This is a genomic window from Streptomyces olivochromogenes (assembly GCF_001514115.1).
GTDB classification, from domain to species: Bacteria; Actinomycetota; Actinomycetes; order Streptomycetales; family Streptomycetaceae; genus Streptomyces; species Streptomyces olivochromogenes.
This window is the reverse complement of sequence record NZ_KQ948451.1, coordinates 231,308-247,707: the sequence shown is the minus strand read 5'-3', so window position 1 is coordinate 247,707 and position 16,400 is coordinate 231,308. Positions and strand designations below refer to the sequence as shown.

Annotated in this window: 13 protein-coding genes; 8 read left to right on the top strand and 5 right to left on the bottom strand. The window is 68.9% G+C overall.

Annotated features, from left to right (window positions below; all coding sequences use genetic code 11):
- The first annotated feature begins 151 nt into the window (after window positions 1-151).
- From AQJ27_RS01155 to AQJ27_RS01125, 7 genes are all read left to right on the top strand, one after another.
- Window positions 152-1,543, top strand: a complete 1,392-nt coding sequence (locus tag AQJ27_RS01155) for an ABC transporter substrate-binding protein (RefSeq protein ID WP_067360268.1) — start codon at window positions 152-154, stop codon at window positions 1,541-1,543.
- On the top strand, window positions 1,540-2,481 hold the full coding sequence (locus tag AQJ27_RS01150; RefSeq protein ID WP_079064723.1) for a carbohydrate ABC transporter permease: 942 nt from the start codon (window positions 1,540-1,542) through the stop codon (window positions 2,479-2,481). Before AQJ27_RS01155 ends, AQJ27_RS01150 begins: the two co-directional genes overlap by 4 nt.
- The gene (locus AQJ27_RS01145; protein WP_067360266.1) at window positions 2,478-3,344 is read left to right on the top strand and encodes a carbohydrate ABC transporter permease; all 867 of its coding nucleotides are present in this window, start codon (window positions 2,478-2,480) and stop codon (window positions 3,342-3,344) included. Before AQJ27_RS01150 ends, AQJ27_RS01145 begins: the two co-directional genes overlap by 4 nt.
- An 8-nt stretch (window positions 3,345-3,352) precedes the next feature.
- Window positions 3,353-5,176, top strand: coding sequence for a glycoside hydrolase family 36 protein (locus tag AQJ27_RS01140; RefSeq protein ID WP_235613421.1), 1,824 nt, complete (start codon window positions 3,353-3,355; stop codon window positions 5,174-5,176).
- Window positions 5,173-6,171 carry a LacI family DNA-binding transcriptional regulator gene (locus AQJ27_RS01135; RefSeq protein ID WP_067360262.1) on the top strand — a complete coding sequence of 333 codons (999 nt, stop codon included), beginning with the start codon at window positions 5,173-5,175 and terminating at the stop codon, window positions 6,169-6,171. The genes AQJ27_RS01140 and AQJ27_RS01135 overlap by 4 nt, the downstream gene beginning before the upstream one ends.
- 480 nt (window positions 6,172-6,651) lie before the next feature.
- Window positions 6,652-8,415, top strand: a complete 1,764-nt coding sequence (locus AQJ27_RS01130; protein ID WP_235613422.1) for a glycosyl hydrolase family 28-related protein — start codon at window positions 6,652-6,654, stop codon at window positions 8,413-8,415.
- A gap of 551 nt (window positions 8,416-8,966) precedes the next feature.
- Complete coding sequence (locus AQJ27_RS01125) at window positions 8,967-11,027, top strand: SpoIIE family protein phosphatase (protein WP_067360258.1); 2,061 nt, start codon at window positions 8,967-8,969, stop codon at window positions 11,025-11,027.
- Window positions 11,028-11,182: 155 nt separating this feature from the next.
- Here AQJ27_RS01125 and AQJ27_RS01120 read toward each other — a convergent pair whose 3' ends face one another.
- The 3 genes from AQJ27_RS01120 to AQJ27_RS01110 are packed head-to-tail and all read right to left on the bottom strand — an operon-like array spanning window position 11,183 to window position 13,547.
- Complete coding sequence (locus AQJ27_RS01120) at window positions 11,183-11,443, bottom strand: non-oxidative hydroxyarylic acid decarboxylases subunit D (RefSeq protein WP_067360256.1); 261 nt, start codon at window positions 11,441-11,443, stop codon at window positions 11,183-11,185.
- Window positions 11,444-11,475: 32 nt separating this feature from the next.
- Window positions 11,476-12,894, bottom strand: coding sequence for a non-oxidative hydroxyarylic acid decarboxylases subunit C (locus AQJ27_RS01115; protein ID WP_067360254.1), 1,419 nt, complete (start codon window positions 12,892-12,894; stop codon window positions 11,476-11,478).
- Window positions 12,895-12,926: 32 nt separating this feature from the next.
- Window positions 12,927-13,547: a non-oxidative hydroxyarylic acid decarboxylases subunit B gene (locus tag AQJ27_RS01110; RefSeq protein WP_067360252.1), complete on the bottom strand. Its 621-nt coding sequence runs from the start codon at window positions 13,545-13,547 to the stop codon at window positions 12,927-12,929.
- A 118-nt stretch (window positions 13,548-13,665) separates the two neighbouring features.
- Between AQJ27_RS01110 and AQJ27_RS01105 the strand changes: the two genes are divergently transcribed.
- On the top strand, window positions 13,666-14,607 hold the full coding sequence (locus AQJ27_RS01105) for a helix-turn-helix domain-containing protein (RefSeq protein ID WP_067360250.1): 942 nt from the start codon (window positions 13,666-13,668) through the stop codon (window positions 14,605-14,607).
- Between the two features lie 164 nt (window positions 14,608-14,771).
- On the opposite strand, the gene AQJ27_RS01100 is transcribed toward AQJ27_RS01105, so the two are convergent.
- Window positions 14,772-15,152 carry an anti-sigma factor antagonist gene (locus AQJ27_RS01100; RefSeq protein ID WP_067360248.1) on the bottom strand — a complete coding sequence of 127 codons (381 nt, stop codon included), beginning with the start codon at window positions 15,150-15,152 and terminating at the stop codon, window positions 14,772-14,774.
- Between the two features lie 438 nt (window positions 15,153-15,590).
- Window positions 15,591-15,875 (bottom strand): hypothetical protein, encoded by a 285-nt coding sequence (locus AQJ27_RS56240; RefSeq protein ID WP_159064309.1) that lies wholly within the window; start codon window positions 15,873-15,875, stop codon window positions 15,591-15,593.
- Window positions 15,876-16,400: the final 525 nt, after the last annotated feature.

The following is a 16,400-nucleotide window of genomic DNA, read 5'->3' as shown; positions in this document are numbered from 1 at the left end:
AGAAACGTGCAAGACATGCAACCTTGGTGCCGCGAAAGATAGACAGTCCGGCGGAAAGTTTTCACTTGTCTCTTGCAAGTCGAAAAGGTCGCTTGTTAGCTTCCAGCCGCGCAACAAGAGCCGCGCACACCGCCGGACCCCCGGAGCAGCCATGGACGCCTCGCCCCTGAACCAGCCACCGCCGGACGACCCGCCACAAGGCGGTCTGGACCGACGGCGCCTGCTCGCGCTCGGCGGTTCGCTGCTCGCCGCCGGGGCCGCGACCTCGCTGCTCGGCGCCTGCTCGGTGACCGGTGCCACCAAGGCGGGGAGCCTCGGCGACCCGGACCGGGCCGCGATCACCGTCTGGAGCTGGCAGGGCCCCGCCGCCGCCATGAAAGCCCTGGTCCCCGCCTTCGAGGCGCAGCATCCCGGGATCGACGTCACCGTGCAGGACATCGGCAACCCGGCGATCTGGGACAAGATCACCACGGCCATGGCGGCCGGCGGGCAGGGCCTTGCGGACGTCCTGCACATCGGCGTCGACTATCTGCCGGCCTACACCGAGAAGTTCCCCGACGGTCTCGCCGACCTCGGCCCGCTCGGCGCCGACCGTTACCGCGACGCCTTCGCCGACGGCATGTGGCAGACCGTCACCCGCAAGGGCAAGGTCAACGCACTTCCCTGGGAGGCCAATTCGGCCGGGTTCTACTACCGGGCCGACCTCTTCGAGGCCGCCGGTGTCGACGGCGAGGCGTTGGTGACGTGGGACGACGCCATCGACGCCGGGAAGAAGATCAAGAAGAAGACCGGAGTCCATCTGCTGGGCATCGACAAGCCCGCGTCTCAGCCGGACGCCGCCAACTTCTTCCAGATGCTGCTCCAGCTCCAGGGCACGTTCTACTTCGACGCCGAGGGCCGGATCACCCTCGGTTCCCCCGAGGCCGTCACCGCGATGACCCTCATCAAGGAGATGAACGACGCCGGCTTGGTCAGCGATCTGGCAGGCGGCTGGACCGCGCTGGAGAACTCCATCAAGTCCGGCACCGCGGCCGTACTGCCCTGGCCCACCTGGTTCGGCAGCATCATCGAGGGTCTGGTCCCCAAGGAATCCGGCAAGTGGAAGGTCCGCCTCCCACCGGCGGTGAAGCCCGGCGGCACCACGGCCGCGACCGTCAACTCCACCCATCTCGCCGTCGCCGGCTCCAGCATGCACCAGGCTGCCGCCTGGGCGTTCGTCGAGTACGTCCTGACCAGGCCGGCGTCGCAGGAGGCCATCTACCGCACCGAGGGCATCGCCCCCGCCCTGCTTCAGGCGTACGAGGCCCCCGTCTTCCACGAGCCGTCGAAATTCTTCAGCGGCCAGCACAAGGGCGAGATCTTCCTGAACGCCCTCAAGGCCCGCTCGCCCGCCGTCAATTACTCCGCCGACTACGCCCGCGCCCTCAAGACCGTCGACGACGCGCAGACCCAGGTACTGCTCAAGGGGGCCGACCCCGCACGCGCCCTGCACAACGCCGCCGACCAGCTCGCCCGCCAGACCGGACGGGAGCTCGCCTCGTGACCACGACCACCACCCCCGACAGCATCCTGAAAGCCGCCGGCGCCGCCCGCCCGGCAGCCGCGCCCCGCCCCACCGCACGGATCCTGCGCCGACAGGCCGTCCCGTATCTCTTCGTCCTCCCCGCGCTCGTCCTCCTCGCCGTCTTCAAGCTGTACCCGATCGGCTCGTCGTTCCTGATGAGCCTGTACGAGAACGTCAACGGCACCCAGAAGTTCGTGGGCGCGGGCAACTACACGCGGGCGATGGACGATCCACTGCTGTGGACCGCGCTGAAGAACACCGCGATCATCCTCGTCGTCCAGGTGCCCGTCATGCTGGCCCTGGCCGTCGGCATTGCGGTCGCCCTCAACTCCACGCTCCTGCGCGGCCGCGCCTTCTTCCGGCTCGGCTTCTTCCTGCCGACGGTGACCGGACTGGTCGCGTACGGCATCATCTTCGCCGTCCTGCTCAACACCCAGTACGGACTGGTCAACTGGCTGCTCGGCCTGGTGGGCATCGGAGAGGTCCCCTGGCTGACCGACCCGCTGTGGGCCAGGATCTCCCTCGGCCTCGCACTGACCTGGCACTACACCGGCTACAACGCGGTGATCTTCCTCGCTCGACTCCAGTCGCTGCCGGCCGAGCTGTACGACGCGGCGGCCGTCGACGGCGCCTCCGCCTGGCAGTCGTTCCGCCATGTCACGCTGCCGGGGCTGCGGCCCGCGCTCCTGCTGACGACGGTGCTGTCCACGATCGGCACCCTTCAGCTGTTCGACGAGCCGTACGTCCTGACCGGCGGCGGGCCGGACAACGCCACCCTCACCATCGGCGTGTACCTCTACCAGAACGCCTTCAAGTACTTCGACTTCGGCTACGCCTCGGCCGTCGCATACATCCTCACCGTCCTGATCGGCATCCTGGGCATCGTGCAGTTCCGCCTGCTGGGAGAGAAGTCGTGACCCTCACCGCCACCCGGCCCGACCGTACGCCCAGCAGCCCCCGCCCGGTCCGTTCGCGCTCGATCCTGCTGACCTCCTCGCTGGCCATCGCCGTCGCGGCCGTCCTGCTGCCGTTCTACTGGCTGATCATCGCCGCCACCCACAGCTCCAAGGAGATCTTCGACAGCCCGCCGCCGCTGCTGCCCGGCGGGCACCTGATGGACAACCTCTCCACCCTGGAGTCGTCGGCGCGGTTCAGCGACGTCATCGTCAACTCGCTGCTGATCACGGTCATTTACACGATCGCCGCCGGAGCGATCTGCACGCTGGCCGGATACGGCTTCGCCAAGTTCCGCTTCCGCGGCAGCAGCGCACTGTTCGGGCTGCTGATGCTCGGGCTCGTCATCCCCACGCAGGTCACACTGATCCCGTTGTTCAAGATGATGGTCGACCTGGAGTGGCTGGGCACCTACCAGGCGGTCATCACGCCCAACCTCGCCCTGCCGTTCGGGATCTTCCTGATGCGGCAGTCGATGGCCGCGCTGCCCGACGAACTCATCGACTCCGCTCGGATGGACGGCTGCGGGGAGTTCAGGCTCTTCCTCAAGGTCGTCCTGCCGCCGATGAAACCGGCGCTCGCAGCCCTCGCCATCTTCCTGTTCCTCTTCCAGTGGAACGACTTCATCTGGCCGCTCGTCGTCCTGCGCGACGCCGGCGAGTTCACGATCCCCGTCGCGCTGGCGTCCCTCCAGGGCCTGGACCAGACCGACTACGGCGCCCTGCTCACCGGCACGGCCCTCGCCGCGATCCCGATGGCCCTCGTCTTCCTCGCACTCCAGCGCCACTTCGTCTCCGGGCTCCTCGCCGGTGCCGTGAAGGAATGAACCCCGCAATGACCCTCAGCACCACCCAGCCCGTCACCACGGCCGAACTTCCCCCGGCGCGCTACGAGCCACTCGTCGACGGCGTCCGTATCGCGGTCCTCGCCCACGCGCCGGGCGCCGGCGCGCACTGGTCGGTGACCGAACTCGGCGACGGGAAAGCCCTGTTGGAGATCCAGACGGACGGTGGCGGTCCGGTTCCGATGGAGGTGAGGATGAGCGTGCCGCTCGGCGACGCGGCCGGCTACTGGCACCCGGGTGCCGGCTGGGAGCGCACCCTCGTCGCCGACTGGGCGGGCCGCTCGCGCGTCAGCCTCGTCGACGGCATCGCCGCCGGCTGTCTCTACGACCACGACGGCCGCACGCGGCTCACCTTCGCCGTCGCCGACCCGGTCCCCGAGACCGATGTCGTCTTCGGGGTCTCGGAGGAGAACGACACCCATGTGGTGCACCTGCACCTGGCTCCCGCTCCCGACGGCAGCCCGCGCCGCGTCCTGCTGGCCCGCTCGGCGCCCACAGTCGCGACGGCCATGCGCGGGCTGCGGGAGTGGTTCGCCGCGCAGCCGCAGTGCGCCCCCATGCCGGTCCCCGCCGGCGCCTGGGCGCCCGTCTACTCCACCTGGTACGCCTTCAACCAGCGCGTGGACGCCGCATCGGTCGAGGCCGAGGCCCGCGTCGCCGCCTCCCTCGGCTGCGAGGTGCTCATCCTCGACGACGGCTGGCAGGAGTACGGCAGCGGTCGCGGCTACGCCGGATGCGGCGACTGGCGCCCCGACCCGACGACGTTCCCCGACTTCACCGCGCATGTGTCGGCCGTGCGCGCGCAGGGCCTGCGCTACCTCGCATGGGTCGCTCCGCTGCTGCTCGGCCCCGGTGCGGAGTGCGCCGAGCAGCTCACCCCCTATGCCCCCGCACCCGCCGGTGTCCCGGGCGCCCATGTCCTCGACCCGCGCCGCCCCGAGGTCCGCGACCATGTCGTCCGTGTGTGCACCCGACTGGTCGCCGACCACGGCCTCGACGGACTAAAGATCGACTTTCTGGACGAGGCCATGGCGTACCGCGGCGACGGCGCGTACGCCCACAACGAAGGCACGGACATCAGCGATGTCGGCCAGGCCATGACCGTCCTGCTCACCGCCCTGCGCACCGCACTCGAAGAACTGCGGCCCGATGGCGGACTGCTGCTGGAACTGCGACAGCCCTACGTCGGCCCCGGCATGGCCCCGTTCGGCAACATGCTGCGCTCCTTCGACTGCCCGGGCGACGCCACCGGTAACCGGGTGCGCACGCTCGACACCGCCATGCTCGCCGTCGGCGGCGCGGTCCACGGCGACATGCTCCTGTGGGACCGTGATGCGCCCACGCACGCGGTGGCCCGGCAGCTGATCGGCTCCCTGCACTGCGTCCCGCAGATCTCCGTACGGCTGACCGACCTGTCCTGCGAGCACCGCGAGACGCTGGCGTTCTGGCTCGCCGAGTGGCGGCGGCTGCGGCCGGTGCTGCTGCACGGGGACGTCGAGCCCGGCCGGCCCGACGATCTCTACACCCTGGTCACCGCGGCACGGGGATCGACCTGCGTCACCGCCGTGCACAGCGAACGGACCGTGCCCGTCGACACGACCGCGTACGACGACATCACCCTGGTCAACGGCACGGCGTCGGACCGGCTGGTGATCGAGGTGACCGGCGGGCAGCGCCCGTTGCGTATGACCGTCCGTGACGAGCGTGGACGTATCATCGACGACTGCGAACGGTCGCCGGCACCGGGGCTGCACGTCGTGCGCGTACCTCGCTCGGGGCTGGTGGCACTACGGGTGACGGAGGGAACCGCATGAAGGTCGGCATCACCGAGGTCGCGGACCGTGCGGGGGTGAGCGAGGCCACGGTCAGCCGTGTCATCAACCGGCGCCAGGGCGTGTCGCGCAAGACGCGCGAGGCGGTCGAGCAGGCGATGGCCGACCTGGGGTACGAGCGGCAGACGCGGGGCCAGCTCATCGCGGTCATCACCGAGTTCGTCTCCAACCCGTTCTTCGCCGATGTCTGCGAACGGATCGAGTCCACGCTCGCCCCGCACGGCCTGAAGACGATCCTGTGCCCGTGCTTCCCCGGTGGAGTGCAGGAGCTGGACTTCGTGACCTCCCTCGCCGACCGGGGGGTCGCCGCCGTCGTCTTCCTCTCGGCCAGCAACACGATCGAGGGCGCGGACCCGGAGGCGTACGAACTCCTGCGCACCCGTCGGATCCCGTTCGTCGGGGTCAACGGCCAGTTCGAGGGCGGGGGCGAGGCGCCGGTTTTCTCCACCGACGACCTGCTGGCCGCCGAACTCGCCGTCGACCACCTCCACCGGCTCGGTCACCGCCGTATCGGCATGGCCTCGGGCCCGGTCGGCAACCGCCCGGCCGATCGCCGGGTCAGCGGCTTCGTCTCCTCGCTCGCCAGACGCGGTGTCGAGGACCCGGAGCAGTGGGTGGTCCGCCAGTCCTACACCGTCGAAGGTGGTCAGTCCGCCGCGGTCTCGCTGCTCGGCCGAGGCGCCACGGCCATCGTCGCCGCCAGCGACTACATGGCCCTGGGTGCGATCCGCGGTGCGCGCCGCCAGGGGTACGACGTCCCGGGCGACGTGTCGGTCGTCGGCTACGACGGCGCCATGATCATGGATTTCGTGGACCCTCCGCTCACCACGGTCCGCCAGCCGGCCGACCGCCTGGCCTCGGAGGTGGCTCGCAGCATCATCGCCCTGGTCGGCAACCGCGACGTCCCCGTCGGCGAACTCCTCTTCGACCCCGAACTGGTGATTCGCGCGAGCACGGCGGCGCCGAGGACGGAGTGAGGGGATGGGGGACCTCCGGGCACCGGCCTCGGCGCCGCGGCGTTCGGTACGGGCGATCCTGACGTAATGCGTCGCGCGACAGCGGTCCGTCTCGCATCCGGTCCGTCTGGGGCTCGCACAGGTTTGAAGGAGTGCGGCGGCGCGCCGTGTTTCCGGCGTCCGTCGCTGCCGCAGACGGTGTCTCCCACCCATGGCCTTTGAACTGCTCGGTTCGAAAGCGAAGTTGAAGATCTGTCGGCCCTCGGTATCAGTTGCCATTGCTTGTCCACATCATTGACCTAGACATCGGATCTATGGACACTCTGCTCGGAGATCTGACCGAGTAACGGGCGGCAACTCCGCCTATTCATTGGGTGTTTCGTGACTTATGGATGCTCCGGAGGGGCTATGTCAAAGTCTCGGTTCGTGTTTCTCGGGTTGGCACTCGCCTTGCTCGGAGGTGCTGCCAGTCCTGTCGCCGCAGCACCAAGAGCGAGGCCCGTGGTCGTCGACGTGGACGACTACGGAGCCGACCCCACGGGCCGGACGGACTCGACGCCCGCCGTCACCGCGGCGCTGCGGCACGCCAAGAGCGTCGATCGGCCGGTCAGGATCGTCTTCTCGAAGGGCACCTACCAGCTCTTCCCCGAGCGGGCCGAGACGCGTGAGCTGTACGTCTCCAACACCGTTGGCGCCGACCAGCGTTACCGGGACAAGAAGATCGGGCTCCTCGTCGAGGACATGCACGACGTCACCATCGACGGCGGCGGGGCCGAGCTCGTCTACCACGGCCTTCAGACGGCGTTCGCATCGATCCGCTCGACCAATGTGACCTTCACGAACTTCTCCTTCGACTACGCGGCCCCCGAGGTCATCGACGCGACCGTCGCCACCACCGGTGTCACCGACGGGCACGCCTACCGCGTCCTGTCGATCCCGGCCGGCAGCCCGTACCAGGTGAACGGCACACACATCACCTGGCTCGGCGAGAAGAGCCCGGCCACCGGACAGCCGTACTGGTCGGGTGTCGACGGACTCCAGTACACCCAGATCCACGACCCCAAGGCGCAACGGACCTGGCGCGGGGACAACCCCCTGTTCAATGACGTCTCCTCGGTCACCGACCTCGGCGGACGCCGGATCCGCATCGACTACACCAGCGCGGCACGGCCGGCGGACGCCGGGCTCGTCTACCAGATGCGCCTCATCGAGCGGACGGAGCCGGGCGCCTTCATCTGGGAGTCCAAGAACGTCACGATGCGCTCGATGAACGCCTACTACCTCCAGTCCTTCGGCGTGGTCGGGCAGTTCAGCGAGAACATCTCCATCGACAAGGTGAACTTCGCACCCGATCCGAAGTCCGGCCGGTCGACGGCATCGTTCGCGGACTTCGTGCAGATGTCCGGCGTCAAGGGGAAGGTCTCGATCACCCGGAGCGCCTTCGACGGCCCGCACGACGACCCGATCAACATCCACGGCACCTACCTCGAAGTCGTCGGGAAACCCGGGCCGAACACCCTCACCCTCGCCTACGAGCACCCCCAGACCGCCGGCTTCCCGCAGTTCGCCCCGGGTGACGAGGTCGAGATCACCACCAAGCGCACGATGGTCCCGCTGGCGGACTCGCACGCGAAGGTCACCGCGGTCGACGGGCCGAGCGGCATGGACCACACGAAGTCGCTGACCTCGATGACCGTCACCTTCGACCGGCCGGTTCCCGCCGGCGTCGAGATCGGCGGCACGGTCGTCGAGAACATCACCGCCACCCCGTCGGTCGTCATCTCCGGCAACGTGTTCCGCAACGTGCCGACCCGCGGCATCCTGGTCACCACCCGCAAGCCCGTCCTGATCACCGGTAACCGGTTCGACGCGATGTCCATGGCCAGCATCTACGTCTCCGCGGACGCCTACCAGTGGTACGAGTCCGGGCCCGTCGCCGACCTCACGATCCGCGACAACTCCTTCACGCGACCCAGCGGTCCGGTCATCTTCGTGGAGCCGACCAACCAGGTCGTCGACCCGGCGACCCCGGTGCATCACAACATCTCGGTCGAGCACAACTCGTTCGACATCAGCGACGTCACCGTCGTCAACGCGAAGAGCGTCGGCGGGTTCGCCTTCGCCGGCAACACTGTCCGGCGGCTGGACGGCCCGGATCACCCGGCCTACACCTCCCCGCTGTTCGTCTTCCACGGCAGTTCAGGCATCCGGATCGCGCGCAACCACTACGACAAGGGTCTGAACACGTCCGTGGTCACGGACTGACTCGTTCATGACGGCGGGGTCCCGGCTCGGTCCGTACCTGCGCAACGCCGGGCCGGGGGAAAGCGGCTCCGCCCCGCCCGGCTGCGTGCGCATGCCGTCCAGCAGCCGCAGGGGGCGCCGCCACAGGTCGGGCTGTCCGGTGTCGTCGTTGACGCCTGAGATTCGGCCGGGGCGCCCGGCGGCACCCGCTCGCTTTGTCCGGCCGTGCCCGGACGTCACCGTGGCCGATGGCGCGCTCTTCGCCCGCTGCCGGGCGAGGCCGTCGTGCTCGGTGCCTGGGGCAGGGCCCGCGCTGGTGGCGCTGCCCTCCGCATGGGTGGTTTTCGTCTGCGGCCCGCGGCCTCCGCTCCGCCGTATCGCACCCCCGCACGCGGGAGGTCGGAGCCTTCGTCGGTGAGCCATTGCCGGGGCGCGGCGAGCTGTCTCGCTCGACCGCGCGGCCGCCCAGATCCGGGGGACCATGGAAGCACGCGAGGTACAGGGGGCACAGGCCACAGCCTGAAGCCCGCGCAGGGCGGCGTGTCGCGTCGGCAGGCGGAGGGAGTGCTTGGATGAGGACAGTCGATCCCTTCGGTGCCGAGGGCGACCAGGCGGGCGCCGGGCCGCCGCAGCGCAGTGGGTTGCTGGATCTGCTGAGTGTCGCGGCGGTGCTGCTGGATGCCGAGGGGCGGATCGTGTTGTGGAGCCCGCAGGCCGAGGAGCTGTTCGGCTATACCTCGCAGGAGGCACTGGGCCAGTACGCGGCGCGGCTGCTGGTCGACGAGCAGAACCTCGACCTGATGATGAGGCTGTTCGCCGAGGTCATGAAGACGGGCCAGGGGTGGGCCGGCGCCTTCTCCGTCCGGCACAAGGACGGCAGTAGCCGGTTGGTGGAGTTCCGCAACATGCGGCTGTCGGACGACCGGGGTGACTTCTACGCCCTGGGCATCGCCACCGATGAGGCGACCCTGCGTCAGGTGGAACGGGACGTGGCCCTGTCCATGCGGCTGGTCTCGCAGTCCCCGATCGGGCTGGCCGTCTTGGACACCGACCTGCGGTACGTGGCCGTCAACCCGGCGCTGGCGCGGATCAACGGCGTCACCGCCGAAGAGCACCTCGGGCGGCCGGTCCGCGAGGCCCTGCCCTTCCTGGAGGTCGATGCGATCGAGGCCGCGCTGCGGCATGTCCTCACGTCCGGAGAGCCCCTGATCGACCAGCACAGTGTGGGACGCACTCCCGCCGACCCCGAAAACGATCACGCCTGGTCAGCCTCCTACTACCGGCTCGATGGTCCCGGCGGGCGGGTACTGGGGGTAGCCATCGTGTTGGTGGATGTCACCGATCGCCACCGTGCCCGGCAGCGCTTGGCCCTGATCGCCGACGGCTCCGCCCGTATCGGCACCACCTTGGATGTGGAACAGACCGCCCGCGAGCTGGCCGACGTCGCCGTCCCCGAGGTCGCCGACATCGCAGCCGTCGACGTCCTGGACTCTGTCCTGGACGACCGCCAGCCGACGGCACCCGGCGCCGGCCGGGCACTCTTCCGTGCCCTCGCCGTGAAAGCCGCGTACCCCACCGAGGCCGTCCGCGCCGCCGACCCCGCCGGCCACCTCGCCAGCTACGGCGCGGAGCGCCTGGCCACTCAATGCGTGCGGACCGGTCGCCCCATCCTGATACCCCATGTCGGCGAGCGGGACCTTGCCCGTATAGCCCGTGACGCCGAGGCCGCCGCCATCCTGGCCCGCGCCGGCGTCCACAGCTATCTCCTGACGCCTCTGATCGCCCGCGGCGAGGTGCTCGGCACCCTGGGCCTCACCCGCGCCCGCAACCCGCTGCCTTTCGACAACGACGACCTCACCCTGGCCGGTGAACTGGCCGATCGAACCGCGGTGTGCATCGACAATGCCCGTCTGTACCAAGGCGCACGCAACACCGCGGTCACCCTCCAGCGCAGCCTGCTGCCGGACCTCCCACCGCAGCAGGCCGGCCTGGAGGTCGCCTCCCGATATCGGCCCGCCGGAACGACCATCGAAGTCGGTGGCGACTGGTTCGATGTCATCCCCCTCACGGAAGACAAGACCGCGCTGGTCGTCGGCGATGTGATGGGCAGCGGCATAAGCGCCGCCACCACCATGGGGCGCCTGCGCACCGCCACCTCCACCTTGGCCGACCTCGACCTCCCACCCACCGAGCTGCTGCACCACCTCGACAAGATCACCGCCGGCCTGGAGCAGTACGCCACCTGCGCCTACGCGGTCTACGATCCGCACCGCGCCCTGTGCCACATCGCTGTCGCCGGACACCTGCCCCCCGTGCTGATGCGCGCGGGCGAGCCCCCCGAACTGCTCGATCTGCCCACCGGCGCACCCCTCGGGGTCGGCGGTGTCGCCTTCGAAGTCACCACCTTCGGCCTGGCCCCGGGCGACCAACTGGTCCTCTACACCGACGGCTTGGTCGAGACCCGCCACCACGCCATCGACGAGCGCCTGGACCTCCTCCTCCAACTGCTCCACGGCCCCGACCGATCCTCGGAAGAAACCTGCGACCGGCTCCTGGACGCACTGCGCGATCCGGACGACCACGACGACGTCGCCGTACTCATCGCCCGAGCCCGCCGCTGGCCCCGGCCCTAGGCCTGTCGCTTGGATCAGGCCTGGGCCGCGGCGCCCATGATGATCGGCTCGGACGCCTGATCCAGCAAGGCGCACTGCAGGCTCGGCGGCAGCTGTGACGACCGCCCCGGCCGGCGCGCGGACGTGGATTTGGTCGTGCACATGTCCGCGGGTGTTCAGGACTTCCGCAGCGGGGGGATGACGGGCAACTCCACCGCGTTGCGGATGTCCTCGATGGTCATCTTGAAGCTGTCCGGGTAGGCGTCGCGCTGGGTGCGACGGGCCGGCTCGGAGGTGCGCCAGCTGTACAGGCACTGCTGGCAGTGGTAGATCTCCCAGACCCCGGCGACGGGCGAGGTGTGGATCAGATCCAGCTTGTCGTGGCCGCAGCGCGGGCACTCGGTGGGCGCTGTCTTCTTCGTGGTCTTGGTGGTCATGGGGGCGGGTCTCCAGGGGGGTCAGGGGGCGGTCACTTGGCGAGCTGCTGCAGCTTGGTGAGCCACTCACCCATCTCGGGCAGATCGCGGACCTGGTTGCCGTAGTTGCCGCGGTTGTCCGGCTTGGCCGGGGTGGTGGCGTCGATGATGAGCTTGGCGCCGGTGCCGGGGTTGTCCGACTGGGGAGCGAGTTCCATCAGCGACAGGTGCGGCACGACGATGAGGTCGTCGCTGGGGTTCATCTTGGTGGACAGCGCCCACATCACCTGGGGGAGGTTGAACGGGTCGACGTCCTCGTCCACCACGATCACGGTCGCGGCGTAGCCGAGGCCGTGCGGGGTGGTCAGCACCCGCATACCGACCGCCTTGGCGAAGCCGCCGTAGCGCTTCTCGGTGGAGACGATGATGACCAGCCCGTGGGTGTACATCGCGTTGACGGCCTGGACTTCGGGGAAGTCCTTCTTGAGCTGCTGGTAGAGCGGGACGCAGGTGTTGGGGGCCATGAGGTAGTCGATCTCGGTCCACGGCATCCCGAGGTAGAGGTGCTCGAAGATCGGGTCGGTGCGGTAGGAGATCTTGTCGATCCGGATCACCGGCATGTTGCGGCCGCCGGAGTAATGTCCCGTGAACTCGCCGAACGGGCCCTCGACCTCGCGCTTGCGGCCCTCGATCACGCCCTCGATCACGACCTCGGAGCCCCACGGCACCGGCAGGCCGGTCAGCGGTGCCTTCGCGATCGGCGCCGGGGCGCCCCGCAGGGCGCCTGCCATCTCGTACTCGTTCTGGTCGTACTCCATCGGTGTGGAGGCCACGATCGAGATCACCGGATCGTTGCCCAGGGTGATGGCGATCGGCAGGTCCTCGCCGCGCTCCTCGGCCTTGCGCAGGTGCAGGCCGATGTCGTGCACCGGTCCGGGCTGGATGGCGAGCTTGCGCGGGCCCTTGACCTCGATGCGGTAGATGCCGACGTTCTGCTTGCCGGAGTTCTCCGGGTCGTCGGGGTCCTTGGAGACGATGCCGGCCTTGTCGATGTAGAAGCCGCCGTCGCCGTCGTTGAGCCGGACCAGCGGGAGGATGTCGAAGATGTTGATGTCCTCGCCCTCGACGGAGTTCTGCGCCCACAGCGGGTTGTCCCGCCACTCCGGCTCGACCGGGAACTTCGCCCACCGGTTGATGAACTCGGCCACCTGCTCCTTGGTACCGGTGGTCTTGGGCAGGTCCAGGGCCAGGGCGTGGTTGGCCCAGGAGCCGTGGACGTTCATGGCGATCCGGGCGTTGTCGAAGCCGGCGACATTGTCGAAGTACAGCGCCGGGGCCGCCTCACCCAGGCGGCTGGCGGCGTTCGCGGCGGCGGCGACGTCCGGCTCCGGCATCACCTCCTCGGTGATGCGAAGCAGTTGGTTCTCCTTGTCCAAAGCGTCAAGGAAGCTGCGAAGGTCGTCGTAGGCCATGTCTGGTCTCCTCCAGGTGTGATGACGAAGTGTCAGGAAGCTTGAACGCCGTCGGGAACGGGAGCCTTATCGGGCGCGAGAGCACGTGCGGAGCGCATCCCCTCCCAGCGCCTGGCGGCCGGAAACGGCAGATCGAACTGGTCGAGGATGCGGGCGGTGACGTGGTCGACGATGTCGTCGACCGATTGCGGGTGGTTGTAGAAGGCGGGCATCGGCGGCACCATCCGCACGCCCATCCGGGACAGGGCCAGCATGTTGTCCAGGTGGATCTCGCTCAGCGGGGTCTCCCGGGGCACCAGCACCAGCTTGCGGCGCTCCTTGAGGACGACGTCCGCGGCGCGACCCACCAGCCCGTCGGCGTAGCCGGCCCGGATGCCTGCCAGCGTCTTCATCGAGCAGGGCACGACCACCATGCCGTCGGTGCGGAACGAGCCCGAGGAGATCGTCGCGCCCTGGTCGTCCGGGCTGTGCACCACATCGGCGAGCGCGCCGACTTCACGGGCCGAGAAGCCGGTCTCCAACTCGACAGTGGTACGTGCCCAACGCGACAGCACCAGATGGGTCTCCACTTCGGGAAGCTGTTTCAACGCCTGCAGGAGCCGTACCCCGAACGGTGCCCCGGTCGCCCCGGTCATCCCCACAATGAGCCGCATGACTGCCCTCCTTCATACGTCAGGCGGATTCCGTTTCGCATTCCACGCTAGGCGCGTTCGCAGGTCATCTCGGGTACGGTCTGGACAGGAGGTGTTCAAAATCGGACAGCTTCGGATTGTGGAGGTCCCGTTCCGCCCGGCTGCCGGTGCGCTGCCCGGCCTGGAGGTGCTGCCGCTGGCCCGGCTCGCACGACGCGCCGCCGGGCACGGGTTGGATGTGCGCACGCCGGTGCGGGCCGCCTTCCACCACCTGCTGATGGTCGAGAAAGGGATCCTCCGGCTCACCGTGGACGGGGAACCGCTGCCGGTGCCGCCCAGCGCCTGGCTGTGGATCCGGCCCGAACAGGTCTACCGTTTCGACGAGGGGCTGGAGCATGCGCAGGGCACCCTGATCCTCTTCCAGCTCGGCCTCCTCGACCCGGCCACCATCGCCGCGGCCAGCGTCGACCCGCCCTTTGCGTGGGGCGCGCTGCTGCCGTCCGCGGAGGAGGCCGAGCCGATCGAGCGGACGCTCGAGCTGCTCATGGAGGCGTACGAGGAGACCGGCGCGCTGCGGCTGGATGCGCAGATCGAGCTCGTCCGGCATCTGCTGGCGGCGCTGGTGCTGAGGCTGTCCCACCTCTATGTCCGCGAGCAGGGTGCGTCCAGGACCGCGGAGGCGTTCCGCGCGTTCCACGCGGCGGTCGAGCGCGACTTCACCGAGAGCCGCACGGTCGCCGACTACGCTCGGGCGCTCGGGTACAGCTCGCGGACGCTGACCCGCGCGTGCCTCGCGGCGACGGGGGGTACCGCGAAGCGGTACCTGGACGACCGGATCGTCCTTGAGGCCAGGCGCCTCCTCGTCCACACCGAGCTGCCGACCTCGGTGGTCGGTGACCGACTCGGCTTCCCCACTCCCACGGCCTTCTCGAAGTTCTTCAAGCACCACACCGGCGAAACCCCCACCGACTACCGTTCACACGCCTCGGGGCGGAGCAGTGAAAGTAGCGTCGTCCGCCCGGAGGGCGGGCCCGGCGGCGTCCGGTGCGTGCGATCCCAAGGCGGCGGGGCGTCCGCGTAGTGGGCCTACTCGGGCGATCCCGACAACGCAGCGAGTGTGCGTGCCAGGCGTCGCCGGGCCGGCGGGACTCTCGCAACACACCCCAGGCGGTACTTCTGATCGGCCGCCCGCCAACTCGGGCTGCGTGCAGCCCATCCAGCCCATCGCCGTCCGGCCGGCAGGGGTCATAACGTGCCCGACGTGGTCTCCGGCTGCCCCAGCGCCGCGTCCAGCGACGCCGAGGGCGGCAGGAGCCGGGCCAGGCCGGTCACCTTGAGGACGCGCAACGTCAGCGGCCGGGTGCAGACCAGATGCAGCCGGCCGCCCCGGTCGAGAACGCGGCTCCTGGCGCGGTACAGCAGACGCAGCCCGGAGCAGTCGAAGAACTCCACGGGCCGCAGGTCGATCACGATCTGCGGCTCCGGGTGCCCCGTCACAGCGTCCAGGTACGGCGTGATCTCCAGCGCCGCGACGATGTCGATCTCCCCGTGGAACTCCAGCACCGTGTGCCCCCGGTCCAGGCGGACGCGCAGATGGCGGGTGGGCGGTGCGGGGTCGTACGTCACGGCGACATCGCCTCCAACCGGCTGCTGACCCACTCCTGGTGGCAGGGCCCGCAAAACCGTTCCCTGCTCTGCAAGTTACCCTCGTTGGAGTGAATTCCAGCATGTTCGATTGGTATCTGAAAAGCCGGTATAGCAGCGATCATCCCTGACGGCAAACGTACAGGTCGCAGCGTTAGAGCCCCGAAGTGATCCGGGGCTCTTGCTCTACCCGTGCTGAGTGTGTGCTGACCTGGAGGCACCTGTGAACACCCCAGGAAACCTGTCCCGTGCTGGGTCGGCGCTGATCTCCTTGTGCATTCCCGTTTCGGGCGTGGCGTTGCCGTGGTGGTCGACTGCTGCGTCTGTGTGTAGCGGAGCGTCGTCGCAGACCCGGCACCGCAACGCGCCGCCGGCGTCGGGAGAGTAGGTGCCGGTCCGTGAGCGCGAGGCTCGCGCCAATCACGGTGCGCTTCTGTGGCCCGGACGCGGCTGCTCACGCCATCTTCTCGCTCGAAGCCGTTCGCGGAAACAAGCCTGCCCCTCCGTGACGTTCTCGATCTTCGAGCCGAGGAGGGGAAGGTGTCGGGCCTGAAACTGTTCCACACGACGCATCACGTCGAGTGCGTCGCGATCCTTGAGCCTGCCGGAAAGGGCTCCTGACCTGCGGTTTCGTGTGTGCGTATTATGTGCGATCTGGGCGTTATTGGAGATATCTTCACGATGAAATGACGTCGTGACGGTCATTTGACGCTCGTTATGATGCGGTGTCAGGCGTGCTGCGCCGCTGGTCAGGCGATCTCAGACATAGCCCGGTGAAGCAGCATCGCCGAGATTCCTTGGCGCCAAGCGGCTTACTCACCCACTTAACGCAGGGCGCCCAGCAGGTTCTTGGTCCACTGGTGGTACAGCAGTTGCACCCAATCTGACCAGCGGAAACAGTAAATGGTGCGGCTCTCTGGCGGGGACTGGTCCGGAAATGGCCCGGATCTTGGTCCGTATCGGCTTGCGCAATGTGCTGCTGCTGGGCGGGGCCTTCTCGGACCGGCGCTGTGATCGGCAGCGCGACGAGCTGGATTCCGCCGGGGACCTCCTCCGATTGCCGAGCGCGGCCGCCGGGTTCAGACGTTCAGGCGGCGCCGGGCAGGCCGTTGAGGAAGTCGGTCGCCTTGTGGCCTTCGGCGGTCAATGAGTCGCAGCGGAACCGTTCGGACGCTGCGGAGGCGGAGGCAGGAGCGGCAGCGAGGAGCATGGCGGCGCCAACCCCGAGGG